This window comes from Agreia pratensis, assembly GCF_900177685.1.
GTDB lineage: Bacteria > Actinomycetota > Actinomycetes > Actinomycetales > Microbacteriaceae > Agreia > Agreia pratensis.
The window spans coordinates 204,011-220,035 of sequence record NZ_FXAY01000004.1 but is presented as its reverse complement, the minus strand read 5'-3'; the positions used below and the strand labels follow the sequence as shown (position 1 = coordinate 220,035).

Below are 16,025 nucleotides of genomic sequence, written 5' to 3'. Positions count from 1 at the left end.
ACGCCCCGCATCGCGATGATCACGCCAGTTCGTTCGACTCCAGCATCTCCGTCACGAGAGCCGCGATGGCCGAGCGCTCCGACCGGGTGAGCGTCATGTGACCGAACAGCGGATGTCCCTTCAACGTTTCGATCACCGAGGCGACGCCGTCGTGACGCCCCACTCGAAGGTTGTCGCGCTGGGCAACATCGTGAGTCAGTACGACGCGCGAGTTCTGCCCGATGCGGCTCAGAACCGTGAGCAGCACATTGCGCTCGAGCGACTGGGCCTCGTCGACGATCACGAACGCGTCATGCAGAGAACGACCGCGGATGTGAGTGAGCGGCAAGACCTCGAGGATGTTGCGTTCGATCACCTCGTCGATGACGTTCTGCGACACGATCGATCCGAGCGTGTCGAAGACGGCCTGCGCCCACGGATTCATCTTCTCGGATGCGTCGCCCGGCAGGAAGCCGAGTTCCTGCCCGCCGACTGCGTACAGCGGCCGGAAGACCATGATCTTGCGGTGCTGCTGCTTCTCGAGAACAGCCTCGAGTCCCGCGCAGAGGGCCAGAGCCGACTTTCCCGTTCCGGCTCGACCTCCCAGCGAAATGATTCCGACCTCAGGGTCGAGCAGCATGTCGATGGCAACCCGCTGCTCGGCCGACCGACCGTGCAGCCCGAAGACGTCACGATCGCCCCGAACGAGCTGGAAGCTGCGCTTGCCCGTGACGCGGCCCAGCGCCGATCCTCGATCAGAGTGGATCACCAGCCCCGTGTTCACCGGAATCCCCTCGACGAGGTCGGTGTCCATCGACTCGGACTCGTACAGTGCCGACATCTGATCGGAGCCGAGTGTGATGTCCGCGAGCCCCGTCCAGCCCGAGTCGACCGCCAGTTCTGCTCGGTACTCCTCTGCCGCGAGGCCGATCGAGGCCGCTTTGACCCGCAACGGCAGATCTTTCGAGACGACGGTCACGTCGAGCCCGTCATTCGCCAGGTTGAGGGCGACGGCGAGGATGCGCGAGTCGTTGTCGTTCAGCTGGAGCCCCGAGGGAAGCACCGACATGTTGGAGTGGTTGAGCTCGACCCGGAGGCTGCCGCCCTCACCCACAGCGATCGGAAAATCGAGCCGTTCATGGAGCACACGCAGTTCGTCGAGGTTACGCAGCGCCTGCCGGGCGAAATACCCGATCTCGGGATCGTTCCTCTTGGATTCTAGTTCTGTGATGACGATCACGGGAAGAACCACGGGATGCTCCGCGAAACGGAAGATCGCCTTCGGATCGGACAGCAGAACCGAGGTGTCCAGAACGTAGGTTCGTTCCTTCTGGCTCACGACTGCCGGTGCAGAACCGGATGCCCGCGTGCGGGCTCCGGTGTCGGTTGACTGGTGGGAATTGCGATCGGCCACGACTACTCCAACCCCGAGCGCATGCTGCACTCGGATCACTGTGGCGAGCCGGCCCCTAAGCCTTTCTCAAGTCTTTAGGTTTTCCCCGAGTCGTACTTATGTGGCCGACTCGACCAGGTGCCATACCTGATGTGCTTGACGCTACGTGCCACCGTGTTTCACGTAGTGACGACACGCCCCGTGTTCGGTTACGTTCATGTAAACGAGCGGGGTCGGGATGCCGCGGGCTCAGCCGCCGAAACGACGGTGCCGACGCGAGTAGTCGCGGAGGGCACGGAGGAAGTCGACCTGGCGGATGTCCGGCCCGAGCGCCTCCATGAAGTAGAACTCGCTATGCGCGCTCTGCCACAGCATGAAATCGCTGAGTCGCTGCTCACCCGACGTGCGGATGACCAGGTCGGGATCGCGCTGGCCGCCCGTGTAGAGGTGCTCGGCGATCAACTCCTGATCGATGCTCTCTGCCAGGTCTTCGAGCGTATGGCCCTGTTCCTGGTGTGCGCGGATGATGCTGCGCACGGCATCCGCGATCTCGGTACGACCCCCGTAGCCGACCGCCAGGTTGACATGGAGCCCAGTGTGGTCGGCCGTTCGTTCTTCGGCCTCGTCGAGCGCCGTGACGAGGGTTGGAGGCAAGCCGAGGTCGCTGCCGACGTGCTTGATCCGCCAGTCACGGAAGTGGGAGAGCGCACCCGCCAACTCGGCGATGATCTCGACGAGTTCGTCCAGTTCGTCTTTGTTCCGGCTCGTGAGATTGTCGGTCGAGAGCAGATAGAGCGTGACAACCCGGATGCCGAGGTCGTCGCACCAGACGAGGAACTCGCGCATCTTCGCGGCCCCCGCGCGATGCCCGTGGGCCGCGGTGCCGAGAAGTCTCTGCTTGGCCCAGCGGCGATTTCCGTCGATGATCATCGCGACGTGATGCGGAAGCGCATCGACGGCGAGCTCGCGCTTCAGTCGCTTCTGGTAGAGGCCATAGAGGAAGCCGCTTCCCCGTGGTTTCTCTTCGATGGACACACGCATACGCTACCCGTCTTCGTCGAGAAACTCACAGCGGCACGGACGTGCCGGCGCGTACTCTGGTGCAATGCCCGCGCCCGCCGACCTTCCGAATATCCCCCTGCTCGACGACGCGGTCGAACACCCCGTCGAGATCAAGCCGACCTGGCGCGGCTGGATCCACGCGGGCACGCTCCCCTTGGCGATCGTCGCTGGCATTGTCTTGATCTGCCTCGCAGACGGAGCTGCCGCGAAGGCCGCCAGCGCGGTCTTCATGGCGACGTCACTGTTGCTCTTCGGCAACTCGGCGCTCTATCACCGCTTCAACTGGAAGCCGCGAATGAAGCGGCTTCTCAAGCGCATCGATCATGCCAACATATTCCTGCTGATCGCGGGAACCTACACCCCGATCGCCGTACTCGCCCTGCCTCCTGAGAAGGGCATCCTGTTGCTCTGCCTCGTCTGGGCCGGCGCCTTGTTCGGCATCGGATTCAGAGTGTTCTGGATCGACGCGCCCCGGTGGCTCTACGTTCTGCTGTACCTGGTGCTGAGCTGGGCCGCCGTCATGTACCTCGGCGATCTGCTGGCCACGAATGCCGCCATGATGCTGCTCGTGCTCATCGGGGGCCTCTGCTACACGGTGGGCGCCGTCGTCTACGCTCTGAAACGACCGAACCCGTTCCCTGGTCACTTCGGGTTCCACGAGATCTTCCACGCGCTGACCCTGGTCGCGTTCCTCTGCCATTGGACGGCCATCCTGCTCATCGTGCTGAAGCCCACCTACGGGGGCTGAGCCCGCGCGGTCAACCCGAGCCGAGCGTCGCCCACTCAGCTCGGGTTGTCGCCCTACAGGGTTCGTGCGAAGGGGTCGAAGTCGACGGGTACAGACGGAACCGGCGCGGCAATCGAGCTGCCGATTGCGACGAACTCACCACTCACCACAGACTCCTGCGCGGAGAGCATGACATCGAGCACGTGGTACCCGAGTTCCCCGGTGGCGATGTGCGGGCGATTCTCGGAGATCGCGCGGACCATGTCGAGCAGACCGAGACCCCGCCCGACGACGGTGCCTTTCTGCTCCAGTTCGGTCCACTCCTGCTCGCCCCAGTCACCATCGGCGAGAGATGTGCGGGCCGTGAGGTAGGCGCTGCGACCTTCGAACTGATTGGGGTCGGGAACGATGAGCGATCCTTCCGAACCGTGCACCTCGAAGACACCGTGCCGTTCGAGCGCCGAGTCGAAGCTCAGCAGGCTCGAGGCCTGCTGACCCGCCGCGAACGAGGTGAGTAGCTGGAGGGAGGTTGGCACCTCGACGGGAAAGGCCTTTCCCGCATTGGGGCCCGCATGAATGAAGCGCTCCTCAGCTTTCTTGCGACCGAGCGCCGCGACGCGATCGACCGGGCCGAAGAGGCTCACGAGAGCGCTGATGTAGTACGGGCCCATGTCGAGCAGCGGGCCGGCGCCTTCAGCGAAGAGAAATTCCGGACTCGGGTGCCAGAGATCTGGACCAATGGTCTGGAACGTGGTCGTGGCGAACATCGGCTCCCCGATGAGGCCCTCCTGGATGGCGCGCTTCGCGGTCTGGAATCCCGGACCCAGGATGGTGTCCGGCGCCGAGCCCACGCGAAGCCCCCGATCCGCCGCGTCTGCCAGCAGCTTCGCCACACCGGCTCGGTCGAGCCCGAGCGGCTTCTCGCTCCACACGTGTTTGCCCGCCGCGATCGCGGCGGAGGAGACCTCGATGTGCGCAGCGGGGATCGTGAGGTTCACAACCACCTGTACATCGGGGTGGCCGAGCACGTCTGCGACAGATCCCCACGAAGGCACACCGTGTTTCTGCGCTTGACTCTTCGCCCGCTCCTCGACGAGGTCGCCGACGATGACCACGCTCACGTCGGGAAAGGAGCTGAGGTTCTCGAGGTACGTATCGCTGATGACACCGGCGCCGATGACGCCCACTCCGATGGGTGCGCTCATGCCGCGTACCCTCCCTCGATGAGAAAGTCGTAGCTCGCCTGGATGTCGGCGAAGACGTCGCCCGGGGCGTGGTCGTACTCGATGACGGCGTACTTGATGGCGCCCGCGCCGGCCGCAAGCGACTCGACGAGTGGAACCTGACCGTCACCCGGTCGACGCTGGTCGAGTGCCTCCGAACCGAACGGAGCAGCTCCCGGCGCGAAAGGATTCTCAGCCGGCGCGATGCCGTCTTTCACGTGAACCGCTACGAGGCGGGATCCGAGCCGCGAGACGAGACTCGGTCCATCCTGGCCACCCGTGAGCGCCCAGAAGAGGTCGAGCTCGATCAGTACCCGCTCGTCTGTCGCCGCGACGAATCGCTCGAACGCGGTCTGACCGTCGAACGACGCGATGAACTCCTGCGCGTGGTTGTGGTACCCGACCGAGAGACCGAACGTGGCCGCAAGCTCGGCGCGCGCATTCAGCCGGTCGGCGATGTCTTGGACGCCATCCTCCGTGAGCCAGCGGTCAGCGGCGACGAAGGGGTCGATGACCACCGTCATCCCCAGCGTGGCTGCCGCCTCGAACACGACCTCCGGCGCGGGGGTGGGGATGGAGCCGTCGGGAGTCCACAGCTGGTCGGAGAGCAAAGGAGCGTGTCCAGTCGGAGAAGACAATCCACTCGCGTCGAGAGCGGCCCGGATCTCGCCGGGGCGACCGACGAAGTCGAATGCCTCTACGTGCGTGAGACCGATGGCGGCGAGCTTGTCCAGCGAACCGCTCGGGTCTTCTGCGAATTCTTTGGCCAGCGTGTAGAGCTGGATGGATGCGATGGGGAGGGTCATGAGTGATTCACCTTTCGATCGTGGTCTTCAAGAACCACGGGCTATTTGACTTTCTTGATGGGAAAAATGACGAGTGCTCCCACGATCGCAGCTACCGCGCAGACCGAGAACCAGAGCCCGTAGTTGTTACCGGTCGGATCACTGACGTAGACGAGGATTCCGCCGACGAGGGGTGCGAGTGTCTGAGGAAGCGCGTTGGCGATATTGAACACCCCGAGGTCTTTGCCTGAGTCCTCGGGATTGGGCAGCACGTCGACGACGAGGGCGAGATCGACACCCACGTAGATGCCGAAGGCCAGGCCCAGGAGTGCCTCGAGTATGAAGAAACCGCTGACATCTTGCACGAAGATCAGCGCGAACGTGCCGATCGCGAACAGTGCGGTCGAGCTCCAGACGAAGACCTTGCGGCGACCCAAGCGGTCAGAGAGCCAACCGGCGAAGTAGCTCGCGGCGACGAGAGCGATCGTGTAGATGAGCACGCTCGTGGAGATGACGCCGAGGACGTCGCCCTCCGGCACCCCGATGTGGTTGAGGAGGTAGAAGAAGCGGAAAGTCGTGAATCCGAAGGCCGCGAAGGTGATCAGGAACCGTGACCACCAGGCGAGTGCGAAGTCGGGATTCTTGCGCGGGCTTACCCAGAACGTCTCGGCCCAGTTGCGGAGGGTGGCGCGCGGCGGGGCGAAGGGCAGGCGACGATCCGGCAGCACAACCACAAAGATGACCATTACGACGATCGCCACGACGGCCGGCGCCACGAACATGATGACCAGCTGCCCCACGAAGGCTTGCGCGACGTAGGTTCCGCCGAGGACGCCGACATTCTGAGCGATGCCGAGCGCTGCCGTGATCTTGCCCCGCTGAAACTTCGGAACCTGGTCCGCGATCGTCGCGATGAACGGCGCGAGGGCCATGTTCGCGCCGAGCTGCGCGAGCGACCAGCCGATGGTGGCATAGAGGAGGTTTGGCGCGATGGCCATGAGCAGGAAGGCGACGGTCATGATCACGGTGCCCGTGACGATCCAGATGCGGCGGCGGCCCCAGCGACTCGTGGTGCGGTCCGAGAGGCGGCCGAAGACGACGTTCGCGATGGTTGCGAAGAGCGCACCGAAGCCTCCGAGCACGGCGGCCGCGCCGGTAGCCCCGTTCTCGGCGATCACCCCGGCGTCCACGAGTGACTGGATCTTGAGCCCGATTCCCACGATTGCGGGCCCGAGAAGTGCGATGAAGAAGACCAGCTGCGCAATGAGCAGCCAGGCGACGTAACTCGGTTTCGCCGGATCTGTCGGCGGGGGGAAAGCCTGATCGCCTCGCACGGCGGCTGTCGCCGTTGTCATTCCCGACGGTATTCCTGCCGCGGATCCACTAGCTGTGGTCATGTGCCGGTTCCTCTCATCATTGAGTGTGGACGTACAAAATTTGCGGTTCGATAGTCAAAACCGTTCACTGTACGGGTTACAGTATGCAGCTCGCCTGGACGGCCCGCAAGAGTCAACTTCGCGAGTGATGGCGTGGCCTAGCATCGATACATGGCTGAGCGGGGGGCGTATGCGAAAGGCGTTATGCGCCGAGAGGAGATCCTCACGGCCGCACTCGACGTGTTCTCCCGAGAGGGCTACCGCGGCACGTCCCTCCGTGACATCGCAAAGCAAGTAGGCGTGAGCCTCACAGGTCTGATGCACTACTTCGATTCGAAGGAGCACCTGCTCACCGCGATCCTCGAGAAGCGCGACCAGGTAGACGCGGACGCGCACCCAGCCGACGGCGACTTCCTCGACGGGCTCCTCGTGATCATGCGCCACAACCGCGACGTTCCAGGTCTCGTGCAGCTCTACATCACTCTCGCAGCAGCCGCAGAAGACCCGTCACACCCTGCGCACGCGTTCTTCATGGAGCGGTTCGCCTTCGTTCGTGGCGAACTCGCCGAAGTCGTACGGGACCGTCAGGCGTCGGGCACGGTCAGGGCTGACCTCGACCCCGAGCACGTCGCACGTGTCCTCATCGCTGTCGCAGACGGCATCCAGATCCAGTGGGCGCTCGACCGCTCGGTAGACATGGCCGGCGATATCGAACGCCTCTGGGACGCGATCTCCCGCTAAGCGCCGTCTACCGGGCCATCGGCATCCCGAGCTTCTTGCTCGAGCTGCTGCCGAACCTGTTCGCGGTAGTTCACACGGCGCACCCGCCGCACCATGTCGATCACGAGCAGAATCACAAGAACGGCCACACCGAAGGTCGCGATGAAGCCGACGAAGCCGGGCGTGACGGTGTTCGGATCGAACTGCGGCTGGTCGGCAGCGCGCAGCAGCGTGTGAGCCACCGTCGCCGTGAGCTGATCAACGCTGTACATGGTCATCCTCGATTCCGGCGAACAGATCAGCTTCTGGCATTGTGGTCTCTACCTTCGACGAGATGAGCTGATAGTCCTCGAAGGGCCACGCCTTGAGTTGAAGTTCGTTGGGCCAGAAGAAGAACTGACTGTCGGGCGATACCTGGCTGGCGTGCGCTCGGAGAGCGTTGTCACGCACCTCGAAGAATGCGCCGGCCGGCACCTGCGTGGTGGCGAGGAACGGGCTCTCCTTCATCCACGAACGCAGCTCGGTCATGGATGTGATGAGCGGGCTCTCGGGGTCGGTTGCGACGATCTCGTCGTAGACCGCTTTCATTCGTTGATAGCTGAAGATGCGATCGTAGTAGAGCTTGGAGACGCTCCACGGCTCGCCCGCGTCAGGGTACGCAGAGGCATCAGATGCTGCCTCGAGAGCGCGCACCGAGACCTCGTGAGTGCGAATGTGGTCGGGGTGGGGGTAGCCGCCGTTCTCGTCGTAGGTGAGTAGCACCTGCGGCTTGAACTCGCGGATGAGACGCACGAGCGGCTCCGCCGATATCTCGACCGGAATCGTCGCGAACGCGTTCGCGGGCAGAGGCTCGCCCTCGTCAGGAAGGCCGGAGTCGGCATAGCCCAGCCAGCGGTGCTCGAAGCCCACGACCTTCTGCGCCGCGGCCATCTCGTATCGACGAAGACCTGCCATATCGCGCTCGGCATGGCGTCGCTCGGCGAGCGACTCGTTGAGGATGCTTCCGCGCTCTCCGCCGGTGCAGCTCACCACCATGACCTCGACGCCGCGGTCGAGGTAGTAGGCATAAGTCGCGGCGCCCTTGCTCGATTCGTCGTCGGGGTGCGCGTGCACGGCCATCAGGCGCAGCGTCATCGGTCTCGTCTCCTCAGCATTGCCGATTAGCCTAGACATCTAAGCCAACACCTAAGACTAATCGCTGCTTCGAGAGGCACCCATTCCGTGACGCGTGAAGACCTTGCCATCCGCTACGGGCGAACACGCGCCAATAGTCGTCGCACGCGCGTGATCGCGCTCATCACCGCGGCGGTCTTCGCCGTTGTTCTCGTGGGCTGGGTCGTCTGGGCCGGCCTCGACAACTCGGGCGCCGAGCTCGAGGCGAAGGACACGGGACACACCGTCATCGACGCACACACGGTATCGATCGACTTCCTGCTCACCGTGCCCAAGGGGTCGACCTCGAGCTGTGCCCTGCAGGCGCAGAGCGCGAAGTTCGCCATCGTGGGGTGGAAAGTCATCGACATCCCCGCATCCGACAAGGCCACACGCGGAATAACGGAGACCGTTCGCACCACGGAGCAGTCGGTCACAGGTTTGATTTACCGCTGCTGGCTCACCTAGTCTTGGTTGTTATGCCCGGGGTACTCCCGGGCCATATTTGTATGAGGGAGTTCCCATGGCAGACGAAGCAGCCCAGGTCACATGGCTGACCCAAGAGGCCTTCGACCGTCTCACGAATGAGCTCGAAGAGCTCAGCGGATTCGGTCGCACCGACATCGCCAAGAAGATCGAGATGGCCCGCGAAGAGGGCGACCTGAAAGAGAACGGCGGCTACCACGCCGCCAAAGAAGAGCAGGGCAAGATGGAGGCTCGCATCCGCCAGCTGACCCTGTTGCTGCGCACCGCTGAGGTCGGCGAGATTCCCGAGAGCCACGGAGTCGTCGAGGGCGGAACGGTCATCACCGCGCTGGTTGCGGGCGACGAGACCGTGTTCCTTCTCGGCAACCGCGAGATCGCGGGCGACAACGACCTCGATGTCTGGAGCGAATCCAGCCCCCTCGGCCAGGCCATCATCGGCCTCAAGGTCGGAGACAAGACGTCGTTCGTCGGCCCGACCGGACGCAACATCGACGTCGAGATCGTCAAGGTCGACACCTACCGCGCCTGATCAGTCGTCGCTGATGCGCGGGTCGAAGCCTGCATCGCGCAGCATGTCGAGTACCTGCTGACGGTGCTCCGGCCCGCGCGTCTCGACGCTCAGCTCGAGTTCGACCTCGCTGATCTGCAGTCCTTTGCCGTGCCGGGTGTGCAGCACCTCGAGCACGTTGGCGTTCGCCTCTGCGAGCAGTTCGGAGATGCGCGCCAACTGGCCAGGGCGATCGGGCAGCATGATGCGCATCTTGAGGTACCGGTCGGATGCGGCAAGACCGTAGTTGATCAGCTTCAGCATAAGGAGCGGGTCGATATTTCCGCCCGAGAGAATGACGACGGTCGTTCCGGATGCGACGATCTGCCCCGACAGGATCGCGGCCACGCCGACAGCGCCGGCGGGTTCGACTACCTGCTTCGCCCGCTCGAGCAGCACCAGCAGAGCCTTCGCCATGTCGGCTTCGGAGACGGTGACCACCTCGTCGACGAGTTCTTTGATGATGGCGAAATTGAGGATGCCCGGCTTCGCAACGGTGATGCCGTCGGCCATCGTGGGCGACGTGACGATTTGAGTGGGCTCGCCGGCGGCCAGCGAGGGCGGGTAGGCGGCCGCATTGGCCGCTTGCACACCGATAACCCTGATGGAGCGCCCTTCGAGTTCCGCGCGGCGCTTGAGAGCCGACGCCACGCCGGAGATCAGCCCGCCGCCACCGATCGGAACAATCACGGTCTCCAGGTCGGGAACCTGATCGAGAATCTCGAGACCCAGCGTCGACTGGCCGAGAACGACATCGGGGTGATCGAACGGTGGAATGAAGACCGCGCCGGTCTTCTCGGAGAACTCCGCCGCAGCCCGAAGGGCCTCTTCGACGCTGTGCCCGCGGAGCACGACATCGGCGCCGTAATGCTTGGTGGCCTGAAGCTTCGGCAGCGGAACACCGAGGGGCATGAAGATCGTGGCCGAGATGCCGAGCTCACGCGCCGCGAAGGCCACGCCCTGGGCGTGGTTGCCTGCAGACGCGGCGACGACACCACGGGCTTTCTCCTCGTCAGAGAGTCTGGACAGCCTGTTGTAGGCACCACGGATCTTGTATGAGCCGGTGCGCTGCAGGTTCTCGCACTTCAGAAAGACCGGAGCGCCCAATTCGGCGCTGAGATAGCGCGACGTCTCCATCGGGGTCGGGTCGACGATGCGCGAGACTCGCTCGCGGGCATCCATCATGTCTTCGAGCGAGGGCACCGCGGTAAGCACGGGCTGCGTCAGGGAATCAGTCATTCGAGAACGATGTCTTTCGGTGTCGAGAGAGGGTGTTGTCGCCAGTCACCCCGGGCGATGTAGCCGATCATCACGTTGAGGACAGCGACGATGGGAACAGCGAACAGGGCGCCGGGAATGCCGGCTACAACGGATCCGCCGGCCACCGCGAGCACGACGGCCAGCGGATGCACCTTGACGGCAGTTCCCATGACGAGGGGCTGCAGTACGTGGCCTTCGACCTGCTGCACGAGCAGAACGATGCCGAGCATGATGAGTGCGACGACCCAGCCGTTGTAGACCAGGGCGATGAACACGGCGAGCGCCCCGGTCGCGACGGCGCCGATCACGGGAATGAAGGAACCGAGAAAGACCAGCACGGCGATGGGTATGGCAAGCGGCAGCTGAAGGATCGCGGCTCCCGCTCCGATGCCGATGGCATCGATGGTCGCGACGAGGATCTGCACCTTGATGAAGTTCTGCAGCGTCAGCCATCCGGCCTTACCCGCGCCATCGAGAGCCGTGCGAGCGCGACGCGGGAAGATGCGCACGATCCACGCCCAGATGCCCTTGCCATCGATGAGGATGAAGAGCGTCGAGAAGAGCGTCAGCAGCACACCGGCGAACAGCTCGGTCACCGTCGAACCGACCGAGACCGCCCCGGAGAGCAGAACAGACGAGTCGGCCTGGAGGAAGGACAGGGCCTGATTGAGGTACCCCGTGAGATCGCTGTCCGACACGTTGAACGGCGGTTGCGTCAGCCAGTCACGCAGGTCGTGCGCACTCGCCACCGTCTGATCGCGCAGATCGCCGAAGCCTGCCCGCACCTGAGCGACGACCAGAAAGATGAGCGCTGCGACGATCACCAGGGTGCCGACCTCAGCCACAGCGATGGCGAGCCATGTGGGCCATTTGTGTCTGACGAGCCAGTTCTTCAATGGAACCAGCAGCGCAGAGAGCAGCGTCGCGACCAACAGCGGAATGACGAGAAGTCGGAGATACGACACGAGGAAGAAGAACACGGCCAACGCACCGGCGATTGCCAGTAGGCGCCACGACCACGCTCCCGCTATGCGGAGTCCCGGAGGAACCGCGGCGTCATTCACGTCAGGCTCAGACATGTCCTCATTCTAGGCGCGCAGACCTGAGGAGAAATCGTTATGACGCGTCGGCGGCCTTCACTGCGACAGGCGCTCCTGTGAAGGAGAGAAACACCCTGTCGCCGATTGCGAGCGGGGCGGTCGCGCCATGCTGAACCCGCACGAGCGCACCCGATGCCAGACGCACCGTCGTGCGGCGGAAGCTGCCGAGAAAACTGCTCGAGACCACTTCGGCAGAGATGCCCTCCGAGGAGAAGACCACGTCCTCCGGGCGCACGTATGCAGAGACCGCTCCTGTCGGGGCCGACTGGTCGATGAGAGGAAGAGTGACACCCTCGACAGCGACGAATCCCGGTGTGTCGATCACGCCGTCGAGTCGGTTGCTGAGCCCGACGAACTCCGCGACGAATGAGGTCTTCGCCCGCGTGTAGAGCTCTTCAGGGGCACCGATCTGCTCGATCGTTCCCGACCGCATAACCGCTACCCGATCGGCGACCGCGAGGGCCTCCTCCTGGTCGTGCGTCACGAAGAGCGTGGTGATTCCGAGATCGATCTGGATGCGCCGGATTTCGTCACGCAGCTGCACCCGAACGCGGGCATCGAGTGCCGAAAGCGGCTCGTCGAGCAGAAGCACGCGCGGCTCGGTGACGAGCGCTCGGGAGAGAGCCACCCGCTGCTGTTGGCCACCCGAGAGCTGATGCGCGTAGCGGCTGGCATGCTCGCTGAGGCCGACCATCTCGAGGGCGGCCAGCGCACGCGTGCGTCGCTCGTCTCTCTCGACCTTGCGCATCCGGAGCCCGAATTCGACGTTCGAGAGCACGGTGAGGTGCGGGAACAGCGAGTACGACTGGAACACCATGCCGATGTCGCGCTTGTTGGCCGGCAGGCCCGAGACATCGGAGCCGTCGATCAGGATGCTGCCGCTCGTCGCGTCTTCGAGACCGCCGAGCACGCGCAGGGCTGTGGTCTTGCCGCAGCCGCTCGGGCCGAGCAGCGCCACGAACTCGCCGGGCTGCAGCGTGAGGTCGACGCCGTCGAGGGCGCGGTGTCCGGGGAAATCCTTGACGACGGAACGGAACTCGACGGTGGCGCCGGCGCCGCGGGTCTTCGTGTCGGTCGGTGAGGCGTTTCGTGTGGCGAGGCTCATGAGGATGCTCCGGACGGTGTGACGGCGGCTGGCGCGGTGATGGATGCGGCGGGTTCGCGACGGCTGCGGCGGGGCGCGCCGACCCGGCCGATCGCGAGCAGGAGGAAGAAGGCGAAGACCAGCGCCAGAAGGGCGAAGATCACGGCGACGAAGGGATCGGACTTCGACACGATGACGAGCGCGGTCTGCAGGTTGATGCGGTTGAGAAGCGCAGCGATCGTGTATTCGCCCAGCACGACCGCCACCGAGATGAACGATGCCGAGAGGATGCCGCGACGAAGATTCGGCAGCAGCACGCGAACGAGCACGGTCAGCCATCCGGCACCGAGCGAACGGGCGGCCTCGCTGAGGGTCACCACGTCGATCGCCGAGAGGTTGGCCTGGATGGCACGGTAGGCGTAGGGCAGCACGATGATGCCGTAGGCGAATGAGAGGGTCCAGACGCCGCTGCCGAACATCTTGGCGATGACCGAATAGACCGGGGCGAGGCCGACCACCAGCACGATGGCCGGGATGGTGATGGGCAGGAGGCAGAGGAACTCCATGGCACGGCGAAGGTAAGAGAACTTCAGTTGCACGAGGATCATGGTCGGCACGAGAATGACGAGCATCACCGCGACGGTGACGATGGCCAGCACCACGGAGTTGCCGAGGGCGGTCAGCACCCCTTTGTACTCCCCCGTGAGTCCCCCCGAGAAGACGGCGATCCACCGGCTGAAGTCGTAGCCGCCCTCGAGTCCGCGACGCAGCGTGAACTCGCCCATCGCAACGATGGGCACGAGAAACACCAGCCCCACGATGCCGAGGATCAGCCAGCGCGTGAGCGCACCGGGCTCTGGCCGGAACGCTTTCGCCTGGCCGCTCATCGCTGCCATTTCGCAGAGCGCTTCATGAGCAGCGAGTAGAGCGTCATGACGACGACCATCACCACGATCATTCCCAGAGCGAGTGCTCCCGCGAGGTTCTCCCGCCCGAGCACCGTCTCGCTCGTGAGGGCCGAGCGGATCTGCAGGGGAACGATCTGCGAGCCCTGACTGGTGAGCGCAGCAGCCGTCGCGAACGACGAGAAGGCGTTGGCGAACAGCAGCAGCAGGCAGCCGAGAAAAGAGGGGGTGAGCACGGGGATGCCGATGCGCCACCAGTATGTCGCCCGCGATCCGCCGAGGCTGGCGTTCGCTTCGGCCCACTGCGGCTTGAGGCCTTCGAGGGCGGGAAGGAACGTGATGATCATCAGCGGAACCTGGAAGTAGATGTAGGGCAGGATCAGGCCGGGCAGCTCGTAGAGCCACACACCGTCGGCGAAGATGTTGATGCCCAGCGAGTCGCGCAGGTACACGGTGACCATGCCCTGGATGCCGATGGTTGCGACGAAGGCGAACGCCAGCATCACACCGCCGAACTGGGCCAGCACCCCGCTGGCGGAGTCGACGACCGAGCGGAGCAATCCGGTGGGGTTCGTGCCGATCAGCGCGTAGCAGCAGGCCGCTCCGACCACGGCACCGATGACCGCCGTGAGGGCCGAGAGCCCGATCGAGTTGCCGAAGGTGCTGAGAATCAGCGGGTCGGCGAGTGCCTCGATGTTGGTCAGCGAGAACGAACCGGTGCCGTCGAGGAACCCGGTGAACAGGGCGATCGCGGTGGGCAGCCCGAGGAAGAGGAGGATGTATGCCGCGAAGGGAACGAGGCCGAGAAAACTCGGCACGGTGAAGGCCGCCCGTCGCGACGACTCGGGGCGTCGAACCTGCACTGCTGCAGGCGCGACGCCCTCGAGGGGAGCGACGACCGACACGAGGGTGTCAGCCATCAGTTGTGTCTCTTTCCTTGGTTACTGAACGGCCGTGGCCCAGTTGCTGCCGAGAAGGGCCGCAGCGTCTTCGGATTCTTTAGCAGAGGGCACGACGGTCTCGTCCGGCGTCTCCGGCAGGGCGTCGAACAGCTTCTTGTCGATCGTTCCGGCCGCCTCCATCGCCTCGGCCCGTGCCGGACGAGCGCCACCCGCGAGCCACAGGTTCTGCGCCTCGTCGCTGTACAGGAACTCCTGCCACAGGCGAGCGGCCGCGGGGTGCGGGGCGTCTGCGCTGATCGCCTGGTTGTAGTAGCCCGCGTAGCCGGTGCCCGGAAGGACGACGACCTCCCACTTGCGCTGGCCGTCGAGCTTCTTGCCGTAGCCGATGTTCAGGTAGTCCCAGTCGAAGACGACGGGGGTCTCGCCCGAGGCGATCGTGGCGGGCGTCGGGTCGATCTTGACGAAGTTGCCGGCCTTGTTGAGCTTCGAGAAGAAGTCGATCCCGGGCTGGAAGTCGGCGGTCGACCCGCCGCTCTGAACGGATGCCATACCCACGGCCGCGAAGGCGGCCCCGGCCTGCGTCGGGTCGCCATTGATCGCGACCTTGCCCTTGTAGGCGTCGCCGAGCAGGTCGTCGAGGCTCTTCGGCGCCGGAACCGCGTCGGGGTCGTAGCCGATGGCCATGTATCCGCCGTAGTCGCCGACCCAGAGGCCCGACTGCTCCTTGAGCGCATCCGGAATGTCAGCCCAGGTCTCGACCTGGTACGGAGCGAACTTCTTCGTGTTGGCGAGGGCGACGGCGGCGCCCACGTCGAACACATCGGGGGCGGTGTCCTGGCCCTTGAGGTTGTCGGCCGCCTGGATCTCTTCGGCGCTCGATGCGTCGGGCGAGGCCTCGGTGATGGTGATCTCGGGGTACTTCGCGGTGAACGCGTCGAGCACTGCACCGTAGTTGGCCCAGTCGCGCGGAAGGGCGATCACGTTGAGTGCGCCCTCGGCTTTCGCCGCCTTCTCGAGACCGGCGAGGTCGCCGAATGCCGAGACGCTGGTGGCGGTGGCAGCGTCGACTCCACCGTCGGCGGATGCGTCAGCCGAGGTGCTCGCGCAGGAGCTGAGGCTGAGTGTGAGTGCGATCGCTGCGGCGATGCCGGCGATGGCTGTGCGGGTGGAAAGCAAGAGTCCTCCAGGTTTAGCGTGCGTGTGCCGGACGGGGCTGTGGTTCCGACGTGCTGACGTTATGAGTGCAGCGCGACCTGGATGCGACCGTCCGGCATCGCGAAGGTGAACGGCGCATGTCTCGATGTCGCAGGTGCGTGGGTACGCT

Annotated in this window: 17 protein-coding genes; 4 read left to right on the top strand and 13 right to left on the bottom strand. The window is 64.5% G+C overall.

The window, feature by feature from the left end:
* Positions 1–19: 19 nt before the first annotated feature.
* Both phoH2 and B9Y86_RS13145 read right to left on the bottom strand, forming a co-directional pair.
* Entirely contained in the window at positions 20–1,393 is a 1,374-nt protein-coding gene (gene phoH2 / locus B9Y86_RS13150; protein WP_085486777.1) for an RNA 5'-3' helicase PhoH2, read from the bottom strand.
* Positions 1,394–1,621: 228 nt separating this feature from the next.
* A complete protein-coding gene (locus B9Y86_RS13145; RefSeq protein ID WP_410371845.1) occupies positions 1,622–2,401 on the bottom strand; it encodes an isoprenyl transferase in 780 nt (259 codons plus the stop codon).
* A 76-nt stretch (positions 2,402–2,477) separates the two neighbouring features.
* On the opposite strand from B9Y86_RS13145, the gene trhA reads away from it, so the two are divergent.
* A complete protein-coding gene (trhA, locus tag B9Y86_RS13140) occupies positions 2,478–3,182 on the top strand; it encodes a PAQR family membrane homeostasis protein TrhA (RefSeq protein ID WP_085486773.1) in 705 nt (234 codons plus the stop codon).
* Positions 3,183–3,235: 53 nt separating this feature from the next.
* Here the strand turns inward: trhA and B9Y86_RS13135 are convergent, their stop codons facing one another.
* The 3 genes from B9Y86_RS13135 to B9Y86_RS13125 are packed head-to-tail and all read right to left on the bottom strand — an operon-like array spanning position 3,236 to position 6,566.
* Positions 3,236–4,366 carry a Gfo/Idh/MocA family protein gene (locus B9Y86_RS13135; protein WP_085486771.1) on the bottom strand — a complete coding sequence of 377 codons (1,131 nt, stop codon included), beginning with the start codon at positions 4,364–4,366 and terminating at the stop codon, positions 3,236–3,238.
* Complete coding sequence (locus B9Y86_RS13130; RefSeq protein WP_085486769.1) at positions 4,363–5,190, bottom strand: sugar phosphate isomerase/epimerase family protein; 828 nt, start codon at positions 5,188–5,190, stop codon at positions 4,363–4,365. Before B9Y86_RS13130 ends, B9Y86_RS13135 begins: the two co-directional genes overlap by 4 nt.
* A 41-nt stretch (positions 5,191–5,231) precedes the next feature.
* Complete coding sequence (locus tag B9Y86_RS13125; RefSeq protein WP_085486767.1) at positions 5,232–6,566, bottom strand: MFS transporter; 1,335 nt, start codon at positions 6,564–6,566, stop codon at positions 5,232–5,234.
* Positions 6,567–6,716: 150 nt separating this feature from the next.
* On the opposite strand from B9Y86_RS13125, the gene B9Y86_RS13120 reads away from it, so the two are divergent.
* Entirely contained in the window at positions 6,717–7,286 is a 570-nt protein-coding gene (locus B9Y86_RS13120) for a TetR/AcrR family transcriptional regulator (protein WP_085486765.1), read from the top strand.
* On the opposite strand, the gene B9Y86_RS13115 is transcribed toward B9Y86_RS13120, so the two are convergent.
* Both B9Y86_RS13115 and mca read right to left on the bottom strand, forming a co-directional pair.
* Entirely contained in the window at positions 7,283–7,537 is a 255-nt protein-coding gene (locus tag B9Y86_RS13115) for a hypothetical protein (protein ID WP_085486763.1), read from the bottom strand. The two genes, B9Y86_RS13120 and B9Y86_RS13115, sit on opposite strands and share 4 nt — an antisense overlap.
* The gene (mca, locus tag B9Y86_RS13110) at positions 7,524–8,399 is read right to left on the bottom strand and encodes a mycothiol conjugate amidase Mca (protein WP_176223360.1); all 876 of its coding nucleotides are present in this window, start codon (positions 8,397–8,399) and stop codon (positions 7,524–7,526) included. Before mca ends, B9Y86_RS13115 begins: the two co-directional genes overlap by 14 nt.
* An 87-nt stretch (positions 8,400–8,486) precedes the next feature.
* Between mca and B9Y86_RS13105 the strand changes: the two genes are divergently transcribed.
* The gene (locus tag B9Y86_RS13105; protein ID WP_176223359.1) at positions 8,487–8,885 is read left to right on the top strand and encodes a DUF4307 domain-containing protein; all 399 of its coding nucleotides are present in this window, start codon (positions 8,487–8,489) and stop codon (positions 8,883–8,885) included.
* Positions 8,886–8,940: 55 nt separating this feature from the next.
* Positions 8,941–9,432, top strand: coding sequence for a transcription elongation factor GreA (gene greA, locus B9Y86_RS13100; RefSeq protein ID WP_085486759.1), 492 nt, complete (start codon positions 8,941–8,943; stop codon positions 9,430–9,432).
* Here greA and ilvA read toward each other — a convergent pair whose 3' ends face one another.
* The 6 genes from ilvA to B9Y86_RS13070 are packed head-to-tail and all read right to left on the bottom strand — an operon-like array spanning position 9,433 to position 15,877.
* Positions 9,433–10,689 carry a threonine ammonia-lyase gene (ilvA, locus tag B9Y86_RS13095; RefSeq protein WP_085486757.1) on the bottom strand — a complete coding sequence of 419 codons (1,257 nt, stop codon included), beginning with the start codon at positions 10,687–10,689 and terminating at the stop codon, positions 9,433–9,435.
* Positions 10,686–11,789 carry an AI-2E family transporter gene (locus B9Y86_RS13090; RefSeq protein WP_085486755.1) on the bottom strand — a complete coding sequence of 368 codons (1,104 nt, stop codon included), beginning with the start codon at positions 11,787–11,789 and terminating at the stop codon, positions 10,686–10,688. The genes ilvA and B9Y86_RS13090 overlap by 4 nt, the downstream gene beginning before the upstream one ends.
* Before the next feature lie 37 nt (positions 11,790–11,826).
* Positions 11,827–12,915: an ABC transporter ATP-binding protein gene (locus B9Y86_RS13085; RefSeq protein WP_085486753.1), complete on the bottom strand. Its 1,089-nt coding sequence runs from the start codon at positions 12,913–12,915 to the stop codon at positions 11,827–11,829.
* Positions 12,912–13,790, bottom strand: a complete 879-nt coding sequence (locus tag B9Y86_RS13080) for an ABC transporter permease (protein WP_085486751.1) — start codon at positions 13,788–13,790, stop codon at positions 12,912–12,914. The genes B9Y86_RS13085 and B9Y86_RS13080 overlap by 4 nt, the downstream gene beginning before the upstream one ends.
* Positions 13,778–14,719 (bottom strand): ABC transporter permease, encoded by a 942-nt coding sequence (locus tag B9Y86_RS13075; protein WP_085486749.1) that lies wholly within the window; start codon positions 14,717–14,719, stop codon positions 13,778–13,780. Before B9Y86_RS13075 ends, B9Y86_RS13080 begins: the two co-directional genes overlap by 13 nt.
* A gap of 21 nt (positions 14,720–14,740) precedes the next feature.
* Positions 14,741–15,877: an ABC transporter substrate-binding protein gene (locus B9Y86_RS13070; RefSeq protein WP_085486747.1), complete on the bottom strand. Its 1,137-nt coding sequence runs from the start codon at positions 15,875–15,877 to the stop codon at positions 14,741–14,743.
* Between the last annotated feature and the right edge of the window lie 148 nt (positions 15,878–16,025).

Excerpts from the sequence above, each read along its gene's own strand:
- trhA (WP_085486773.1), top strand. The coding sequence starts at position 2,478 with ATGCCCGCGCCCGCCGACCTTCCGAATATCCCCCTGCTCGACGACGCG.
- B9Y86_RS13135 (WP_085486771.1), bottom strand. The coding sequence starts at position 4,366 with ATGAGCGCACCCATCGGAGTGGGCGTCATCGGCGCCGGTGTCATCAGC.
- B9Y86_RS13130 (WP_085486769.1), bottom strand. The coding sequence starts at position 5,190 with ATGACCCTCCCCATCGCATCCATCCAGCTCTACACGCTGGCCAAAGAA.
- B9Y86_RS13125 (WP_085486767.1), bottom strand. The coding sequence starts at position 6,566 with ATGACCACAGCTAGTGGATCCGCGGCAGGAATACCGTCGGGAATGACA.
- B9Y86_RS13120 (WP_085486765.1), top strand. The coding sequence starts at position 6,717 with ATGGCTGAGCGGGGGGCGTATGCGAAAGGCGTTATGCGCCGAGAGGAG.
- B9Y86_RS13115 (WP_085486763.1), bottom strand. The coding sequence starts at position 7,537 with ATGTACAGCGTTGATCAGCTCACGGCGACGGTGGCTCACACGCTGCTG.
- mca (WP_176223360.1), bottom strand. The coding sequence starts at position 8,399 with ATGACGCTGCGCCTGATGGCCGTGCACGCGCACCCCGACGACGAATCG.
- greA (WP_085486759.1), top strand. The coding sequence starts at position 8,941 with ATGGCAGACGAAGCAGCCCAGGTCACATGGCTGACCCAAGAGGCCTTC.
- ilvA (WP_085486757.1), bottom strand. The coding sequence starts at position 10,689 with ATGACTGATTCCCTGACGCAGCCCGTGCTTACCGCGGTGCCCTCGCTC.
- B9Y86_RS13090 (WP_085486755.1), bottom strand. The coding sequence starts at position 11,789 with ATGTCTGAGCCTGACGTGAATGACGCCGCGGTTCCTCCGGGACTCCGC.
- B9Y86_RS13085 (WP_085486753.1), bottom strand. The coding sequence starts at position 12,915 with ATGAGCCTCGCCACACGAAACGCCTCACCGACCGACACGAAGACCCGC.
- B9Y86_RS13080 (WP_085486751.1), bottom strand. The coding sequence starts at position 13,790 with ATGGCAGCGATGAGCGGCCAGGCGAAAGCGTTCCGGCCAGAGCCCGGT.
- B9Y86_RS13075 (WP_085486749.1), bottom strand. The coding sequence starts at position 14,719 with ATGGCTGACACCCTCGTGTCGGTCGTCGCTCCCCTCGAGGGCGTCGCG.